Origin of the sequence: Butyricicoccus sp. AM05-1 (assembly GCF_003474415.1) — a bacterium.
GTDB lineage: Bacteria > Bacillota > Clostridia > Oscillospirales > Butyricicoccaceae > Agathobaculum > Agathobaculum butyriciproducens.
This window is the reverse complement of the sequence record NZ_QUDG01000025.1, coordinates 1-8,228: the sequence shown is the minus strand read 5'-3', so window position 1 is coordinate 8,228 and position 8,228 is coordinate 1. Positions and strand designations below refer to the sequence as shown.

9 protein-coding genes are annotated in these 8,228 nt (G+C 50.1%); 2 read left to right on the top strand and 7 right to left on the bottom strand.

The features are described 5' to 3' along the window. The first annotated feature begins 270 nt into the window (after nucleotides 1-270). The gene (locus DW088_RS15485) at nucleotides 271-495 is read left to right on the top strand and encodes a hypothetical protein (RefSeq protein ID WP_118361980.1); all 225 of its coding nucleotides are present in this window, start codon (nucleotides 271-273) and stop codon (nucleotides 493-495) included. Between the two features lie 161 nt (nucleotides 496-656). Next, nucleotides 657-926 carry a hypothetical protein gene (locus tag DW088_RS15710; protein ID WP_147356590.1) on the top strand — a complete coding sequence of 90 codons (270 nt, stop codon included), beginning with the start codon at nucleotides 657-659 and terminating at the stop codon, nucleotides 924-926. A 190-nt stretch (nucleotides 927-1,116) separates the two neighbouring features. Here the strand turns inward: DW088_RS15710 and DW088_RS15480 are convergent, their stop codons facing one another. From DW088_RS15480 to DW088_RS15960, 7 genes are all read right to left on the bottom strand, one after another. Next, nucleotides 1,117-1,911, bottom strand: coding sequence for a hypothetical protein (locus DW088_RS15480; RefSeq protein WP_118361978.1), 795 nt, complete (start codon nucleotides 1,909-1,911; stop codon nucleotides 1,117-1,119). 28 nt (nucleotides 1,912-1,939) lie between these two features. Beyond that, nucleotides 1,940-3,217 carry an FAD-dependent oxidoreductase gene (locus DW088_RS15475; protein ID WP_117491949.1) on the bottom strand — a complete coding sequence of 426 codons (1,278 nt, stop codon included), beginning with the start codon at nucleotides 3,215-3,217 and terminating at the stop codon, nucleotides 1,940-1,942. 13 nt (nucleotides 3,218-3,230) lie between these two features. Further along, on the bottom strand, nucleotides 3,231-4,736 hold the full coding sequence (locus DW088_RS15470; protein ID WP_118361976.1) for a tripartite tricarboxylate transporter permease: 1,506 nt from the start codon (nucleotides 4,734-4,736) through the stop codon (nucleotides 3,231-3,233). 16 nt (nucleotides 4,737-4,752) lie between these two features. Continuing rightward, entirely contained in the window at nucleotides 4,753-5,211 is a 459-nt protein-coding gene (locus DW088_RS15465) for a tripartite tricarboxylate transporter TctB family protein (protein WP_147356589.1), read from the bottom strand. A gap of 39 nt (nucleotides 5,212-5,250) precedes the next feature. Beyond that, nucleotides 5,251-6,246 carry a tripartite tricarboxylate transporter substrate binding protein gene (locus DW088_RS15460; protein WP_158574729.1) on the bottom strand — a complete coding sequence of 332 codons (996 nt, stop codon included), beginning with the start codon at nucleotides 6,244-6,246 and terminating at the stop codon, nucleotides 5,251-5,253. Nucleotides 6,247-6,325: 79 nt separating this feature from the next. After that, nucleotides 6,326-7,357, bottom strand: a complete 1,032-nt coding sequence (locus DW088_RS15455) for a LacI family DNA-binding transcriptional regulator (protein ID WP_118361970.1) — start codon at nucleotides 7,355-7,357, stop codon at nucleotides 6,326-6,328. 457 nt (nucleotides 7,358-7,814) lie between these two features. Then, nucleotides 7,815-7,991, bottom strand: a complete 177-nt coding sequence (locus tag DW088_RS15960) for a hypothetical protein (protein ID WP_158574728.1) — start codon at nucleotides 7,989-7,991, stop codon at nucleotides 7,815-7,817. Between the last annotated feature and the right edge of the window lie 237 nt (nucleotides 7,992-8,228).

Below are 8,228 nucleotides of genomic sequence, written 5' to 3'. Positions count from 1 at the left end.
AAGCCTCTACCGTGCAGGTGACCGTGCGTCTGCGCCCGGAGCAGCATAAGCAGCTCAAGGCGGCAGCCTTCCACCGCGACTGCGATATGTCCGAGTTGGTACGGCAGGCACTCGATCAGTTTTTTGCGTAACTTACGGGAAAAAATAAAGTTAAAAAGTCACAAAGCTATAACTTTGTGACTTTTTAACTTTACACTGAAATTCTGTTATGAAATACAGGATATACAGATAATTTACCGGCAATACAGGCGATAAAAGTGAGAGTATACCGTGTCCGTTTATCTTAATTCGCGCAACCTGCGTATCGTCGGCATGACGAATCACGCGCACAATAAATACAAACTCGTGATGGAAATGATGCTGCGCCACAAGGATACCTTCCCGTGGGAGCGTCTGTTCAGCCATCGCTTCCCGCTGGCGCAGGCAGAGCAGGCCGTGAAGGCCAGCATGACCCGCGAAAGCATGAAGGTCGTTATCGACCCGTGGATGGAATAACGATGACGGCTCCATCAATTTTGTAAAGTAGCAAATAACGCCATCCGGCTCGGATTTGTTATCCGCTGCCGGATGGCGTTTCATTGTTTTAGGTTGTTCTCCAATCATAAGCAGGGCTGTCAGCGGTTTTGCGCTGCGGCAACCGGATGGATTCAATCCGAATGAGGGCGGTGTTTCTCCTGCTCCTGCAAATCTGCTGTGAGCGGCGGATACATCCTATCCAGACGATAGAGGGCAGCACAATAGCTGCGCCGAGCATGGCGATGATGATGGCGGAAAAGATACCGCTGCCGATCTTGCAGCTTGACCATGCAATGGCTCTGCTTGAGGACCATTCCTACGCGCAGGTTATTAAGCTGACCGGCATCAGCAAGTCTGCGCTCATCCGGGAGAGAAAGCGGCGGCGTCAGTTCGGGGCGCCGGAAAAATAAAGGAGCCTCCATCGCCGTGCGTGGAAGCTCCTTTTGGGTAAAGTAGGGTGATATGATTTTCAACAACTGAGATCTGGAAAACAAACAGGAGGAGTCGGATATTTGTTTATCCGGTCATGAAGATTGGGTAAATACATGCTGGTCGCTGGAGCGATTTCATACCTGCTGTCTCAGACAGTGTATTCACGTATCACAGACTTGCGGCAATATTCCAAATAACCTGCAGGGCATTCTTCACCGCGAGTAATACGTTTCGTACGTCCTCCTCTTTATCGCGATATGCCATGTCGCGACAATCCTTAATCGTTCCATCGATGGGATCAAATCCCATCGTCCAGATGTCAGTATAAGGACTATCCACGGAAATTGACCTCTCAATGCCAACCTGATTCAGGCTGAAAAACTGATTGGGCGCCAGTGCTTTCATGCGTTCATATACACCGTATCCATTTGCACCGTTGGCTTCGGTAAACATCAGGAGCAGCGTTGTCAGGGCATATTCCATCGTTGCTGCTGCACGTTCATTGCCCAGTTCACGCGCCCGTTTGTTCAATGGCTTAATCAGTGTCATGTACGGCAGCACGCTGCCGAGCAGCTCACCGCCATTCTCTTTGGCGATAGCCGGCAGATAGTTCACCGCATATTCCAAAAGCGCATAAACTGCGTTCACATCCGCTTCCGTGCAGCCGAGTTTCTCTGCTTTTTCCAGCAGAGATACCAGCAGAATCACCATAGATTTTACGCCGTTCTCCGGCAGAGTACCTGTCGACAGCACTGCAAGCGCCTTTGACACTTCAACATCTTCCACACTGGCGTTTTTTACGATCTCTCCCATGGACATCGTAAGCTTACAGGTGCCTGCGGCATCCCGGTATTGAATCCACTTTCCATTGCCATAAGCACAGGCGGCAATATCTCTCAGCTTGAACAGTCCGCTTTTCAGCGACTGCTCTGCTGCAATCGTGCGGGGCATTCGTTTCAGCATAATATTAACTGTATCTCCTTCCCTGAGTTTACGGTTCTACATTCGTTCTGCGCAGCTCATCCTGCACTTCGTGAATGTCTAATTCCAACGGCTTTTTGTTCTGTGCAACACACATCGCGGCAACAATACCCATAGCATGCCCCATATTCATTACAATCGGCATAACACGATAGCTGGAGTGCGCCTTATGCGTACCCGAAATATTGCGTCCGTTCAGCAGAATACCCTCCACCGTCTTTGGTACAAAGCAGCGCAGCGGGATCGTATACGGCTTCGGCTGCTTGAACGCCTTGTATTCGCCATTGGCATCCAGTCCGGCGCCTTCTACATTGTGCAGATCAAAGAAGAAATTCGACTTGGTAACTACCCAGTCTTCAAAGGTACGAGCCTGCGCAATATCCTGCTCATTCAGCTGATAATTCGCCTCAAACCGGCGGGTTTCACGCACACCGATCACATCGGCACTGTCGATCAGATAACAGCCTTCATATCCCGGCACATGGCGGCGCAGAAATGCAATAATCTCGGGAAGCTGCTTTCTGCATACGTATTCAGCACGATTCAGATCTCTTGCATTTGTGCCGTCCACATCGGTCATATTGCTCATGTTGACTGTGACAACGCCGGGGAGCGACGAAGGATACAGCAGGATATGACCTGCCGGAGAGGGTAATTCCTGACGACCGAGTGTCTGCAGATCGCCTTCCGGCAGCTGGACCGTATCCTCAAAGCCCCAGAAGAACATGGCGCGATCCATATCTACGCCGGCAACCTTGAACATGATCGTCATCGGCTGCATACCGCCGTCCGTCGAGCGTCCCTTTTCAAACGGAACGCCCGCACGCGCGGCCACGTCGCCGTCGCCGGTCGAATCGATCACCATTTTGCTCAGGATCGCTTCCCGGCCGGATTTGCTCTCTGTGATTACACCCGCAACGCGGTTTCCCTCCATAATGACATCGCTGAAGCCTGTGTACAGCTGTACATTAACGCCGGCCTCCATCAGCATATCCAGCATCAGAATACGCAGTTTTTCCGGATTGATGACCTGCTCCGCTTCACAGTCGCGTGCCTTTTCGCGCAGCTCTTCAAAGCAGCCGCCGTCCTGTCTGCCGGTCCAATGACTCATAATGCCCGTGGTTGCCACACCGCCGACCGCGCCGTATTGCTCGATCAGCATCGTTTTTCGTCCCATGCGTGCTGCGTGCAGGGCGGCGCCGAAACCTGCGGGGCCGCCACCTACAACAAGGACTTCCGTTTCTGCCGCAACCGGGATCTCCCGGCTCGGCTCGGTATAATACTTCATCTGAAACTCCTTTTTAATTTAACTCTGTTTTTTGCTTTTTTCTGTCCTTTGCTGCCTTGTAGAAGAACATTCCAATCGAAAGCACAGCCAGCGCAAGGAACAACAGGCTGAATGGCCGTGTTACGAAGATGGACAGAGAATTGCCGGACATTACCATCGAGTTGCGGAAATTCGTTTCCACCAGATCACCAAGAACTACGCCGAGGATGATCGGTACAACACCGAATCCAAGCTTGCGCAGCAGGAACGAAAACGCGCCGATGATGACCGCCAGAAGTACCTGAAATGTGCTGGCTTCGCTCGAATAGACGCCGGTAATGCAGTAAACAATGATGATTGCGCTCATCAGCTCATAAGGAATGCGTGTGATATTGGCATACAGCGGGGTAAACACACGACCGATAATCAGCATCAGGATATTGATAACGACAAGACCAATCATAATGCCGTACAGAATATCGCTGTGCTCCTTGAACATGGAGGGACCGGGCACCATGCCTTGCAGCATAAATGCACCCAGAAGAATTGCCGTACAACCGTCACCGGGCACGCCCAGTGTTGTAAGCGGAATCAATGTAGAACCGGTCGTTGCATTATTGGCAGACTCGGTTGCGGAAACGCCTTCGATCTCGCCGTGACCGAAATGATCACGGTATTTGGAGGTCTTTTTCGCCTGATCGTAGCTGATAAAGGCTGCAATGCCGCCGCCTGTACCCGGGATAGCACCCACAATCGTACCAATCACCGAAGAGATCGTCATTGTTTTGAGGCAGCGCTTGATCTCTGCCCAGGACAGCTTCTCATGGTCCAGCTTCAAATGCTGCTTACGCGTTGCATCTGTACGCGGATTATAATCCGAGCGGCTGAGCAATTCGGCAATTGCGAACAGACCGACCAGCGTAACGATCAGCGGGATACCGGCGCCCAGTCGACGGACACCAAAGGTAAACCGAAGCGTACCGCTGACCGAATCCTGTCCCAGCAGTGCAATGAAAATACCGATCAGGCCGCCGAGCAGACCCTTGATGATATTGCCGTTCGAGATGCTTGCAATAATAGACAAGCCAAACACTGCGATGCAGAAATACTCCGGAGGGCCAAACATCTGTGTGAAATGTGCAATGCTCGGTGCAGCAAACAGCAATACCAGCGCACTGAACAGGCCACCGAAAAACGAGGCATACAGCGCCATCGTCAGAGCCTTCAGCGGCTTGCCCTGCTGCGTCAGTGGATAACCATCCAGCACAGTCGCTGCGCTCGAGGGCGTACCCGGTGTATTGATCAAAATTGCAGTAATGGAGCCGCCGTATGTGCCGCCGCAATACAAGCCAAGCAGCAGAAGCATCGCCGGGATCGGTTCCATACTGTATGTAATCGGCAGGCACAGGATGATCGCAATATCCGCAGTCAAACCCGGAATGGCACCGATAATGATACCTGCCAGCAGACCGATGAAAATTGCAATGAAGCTCTCTGCCGAGGCCATCAGCGCCAAACCGGTCATCAAGTTATCTAACATATGCGCTTCCTCCTTCTTATGGCAGAGTCACGCTCATTGCCTGAAATGCAAAGTACGCAACGATTACATTTGCACTGGCAATCGCATAGAACCACCATTTTCTCGTACCGAAATACAGCAGAATGCCATTGGCAAGCAGCAGCGAGGAAATGATAAATCCAATATGCGGAAGCAGTAGCGCGTATGCGATCAGCATGGCAATATAGATTACCGGTTTCAGCCGCAGCAGATTTTCTTTAGTGAAAATGGCTCCTGAAATCGTGTATTCGGTCTTTTCCTTGGACAGGATACCCTGTACCAGCAGGATCACGCTGCAAAGTATCATGCCGCGGATCAGAAGCGTCGGAACTGTTGCAGCAGTCACCGCGCTGGTTTCATACGTCCGGATCTGCGATGGTATCAGAATATGCAGGGCAACAGAAACGATCAGAAACAGAACGCCTGTTATCATATTCGAATTTAGCTTTACTTTCAATCTTATCACCTCTCACACCAGATTAAACAGACCGGCCTGTTACTTGAGCATCTCCACGTATTTGTCCATGCTGTCCATCTGATCCTCGATAAACTTCGTCACTTCGTCACCCTTGGCATCCCACAGCGGATAACCCATCTCGTCCATAAAACCGGTGAACTTGGAATCGGCATATACGTCATCGAGCATTGCATTCAGTTTGTCTACGATCTCCTGCGGAACGTCCGAGCGAACAGCCAGACAGTCCATGCCGGCAAATTCAACATCAACACCCCAGTCCTTGATGGACTTTACTTCACCGTACGGAGTCTTAACCGCTTCCGGATAGAAAGTTGCGACCGCCTGGATCGTACCCTCTTCCTGATGCGAGTAGTATGCCGGAGGCGTACCCAGACCGCAGTCTACCTGACCGGAAACCACTGCATTGATCGATTCTGCCTCGCTGCCCATAACGACCGGCTCCGCCTCGATACCAAGCGACTTGAACATCGCAGAAGAAACAACGTACTGGTCACCGCCCGGGCCGGAGGAAGTTGCATACGTGATCTTATGCGTTTTGCCGTAGTTGATCAGATCATCAAACGTCTTGATGCTGGATTTCTGCGGATTGGTTAAGATCATCAGCGAAACCTGACGCATACCGCGCAGCATAGTGAAATCAGAAAGATCATAGGATACATCGATGTACTTCGGAGTCAACGAAAATAACGGACCGTTGGCGAGGACCATAGTATAACCGTCCGCATCCGCATCCATGGCATCCATCATGCCGATGGTGCCGGAAGCGCCTGTGTGATTTTCTACAACGATCGGCTGATCAAAATAATTCTTGGCCACCTCCGAGATCTTGCGGGAGATGACATCGGCACCGCCGCCGACACCCCACGGACAAATGATTGTTACCGGACCATTCGGGTAATCATCCGCACTTGCCGCAGCACCGCCGCCCTTTGCATTGGCACCGCCGCAGCCCGTCAGACCTGCCAGCAGCAAGGATCCCGCCATCAGCATAGCCATCAATTTCTTCCCTTTCATTTTCTTTTCCTTCTTTCTTTTTATAATTGAAACGCTTTTCCGCGTTTGCATACGTATTCAACTGCGGAGAATAAAAGAATTATTCTCCTGCTGAGGGACAGAATGTGTCTCGGATGATCAATTTGCTGTCCAGTATATACCGGTAGGTATCCGGCAGTTTGTTCGATGCCATTGCCATGACCCATTCTACTGTTAAATTGATAATCCTGTCATAATCTACTGCCACAGTGGTTAAATGCGGCGTAAACCAGCTGCCCATCGGGATATTATCCGAACCAATCAGAGCCACATCATCCGGCACCTGAATGCCCTGCTCGCGCAGTGCTTCCAGCGCGCCTAATGCCATCATATCGTTCTGCGCAAAACACGCTGTACCCGGCTGGAACAGTTCAATATGCTCCAAAACCTGCTGCGTAGCCTGCTTCAGGTTGTAATCTGCATGCAGAATGTGCGTATCTGACAGCTTATGCCCATGCTGATGCAAAACACGTGCAAAAGCTTCATGTTTATGTATAACGTCGATTCGATCCTGCGGTCCGATAATTTCCACAAATCGTGTATAGCCAGCTTCGCAAAACGCCTTGCCGACCAGACCGCCAATCTGTGAATGGCTCGGTGCGATCATATACGACTCATCCAGTGATTCGTTCGTATCGTAAATATAGATAAATGGAATTTTTGTTTCATGCAGTAGGCTTTTGACACGCTCATCCACCTGCGGTCGGTTAAAGATCAGGGCATCAAACCGTCGATTGCTGATACTCTTCTCGATGGAAAAAAACTCACCGTATTTCCCTTCATCGAACACCGGCACCAGATCCAGCCCTTCCTTTACAAGCTGCATACGTATGCGATAGTAAATATCACTTTGAATATAATGGTTTGCAAAGCCGGTAAAATCCTCTGAGAATACATATCCGATCACACCGGTGCGGTTGGTTTTTAACCCCCGTGCGTTAGTGTTAAACTGAAAGGAGTATTCTTCCGCCAGCTTTTTGACTCTTGCCTTGGTTTCTTCTGAAACCAGCGGACTGTCATTCAGGCAACGGGAAACCGTTGATTGCGACACACCAGCTAATTTGGCAAGTTCGACGGAAGTAATCGTTTTCAACTGTTTTCACCTCTTTGCATACGTATGAATTGCTTGTCTTATATATAGCATATTTGCAAAATAAACACAATAGCCAAACGAATATTTGCAATTATTTCGTTAGTATTATCCAAATTCTCATAGCTGTTTTTAGTGCTCTTGCTCTTACTGAAACCCGTTCGGCCCCTGTTCGAGCTTCAGAAGCACTTTTCCCTTACGGCAGCAAAATCAACTGATCTCCACGCCCGCCGCCGCCCAATAAACCCGAAGCACAGACTGCTTTTTCAGTCTGTGCTCCGGGTTTTGTTTATTGAGAAGAAAAGGTGTGGTATGGTCTGACAAGCAACGGATTTGATGGTGCAAATCCGGCTTGACGGGGTGAAAGCCCCGTGCCCCCCTGTTTTTTTCAGCCGCACGGCGGTTTTACGGGCGGGACGGAAGCATGCTGCTTACTCCATCCACGGGTCAATGACGACCTTCATGCTTTCACGGCCTCCTCTGCCTGCGCCAGCGGGAAGCGATGGTTGAACAAACGCTCCCACGGGAAGGTATCCTTGTGGCGCAGCATCATTTCCATCACGGTTTTGTATTTATTGTGCGTGTGATTCGTCATACCGACAATCCGCAGATTGCGCAAATTAAGATAAACGGCCACAGTATACTCTCACTTTTATCGCCTGTATTGCCGGTAAATTGTCCGTATATCCTGTATTTCATAACAGAATTTCAGCGTAAAGTTAAAAAGTTAAAAAGTTAAAAAGTCACAAAGCTATAACTTTGTGACTTTTTAACTTTAATATTTCCGTAAGTTACGCAAAAAACTGATCGAGTGCCTGCCGTACCAGCTCGGACATATCGCAGTCGCGGTGGAAGGCTGCCGCCTTGAGCTGCT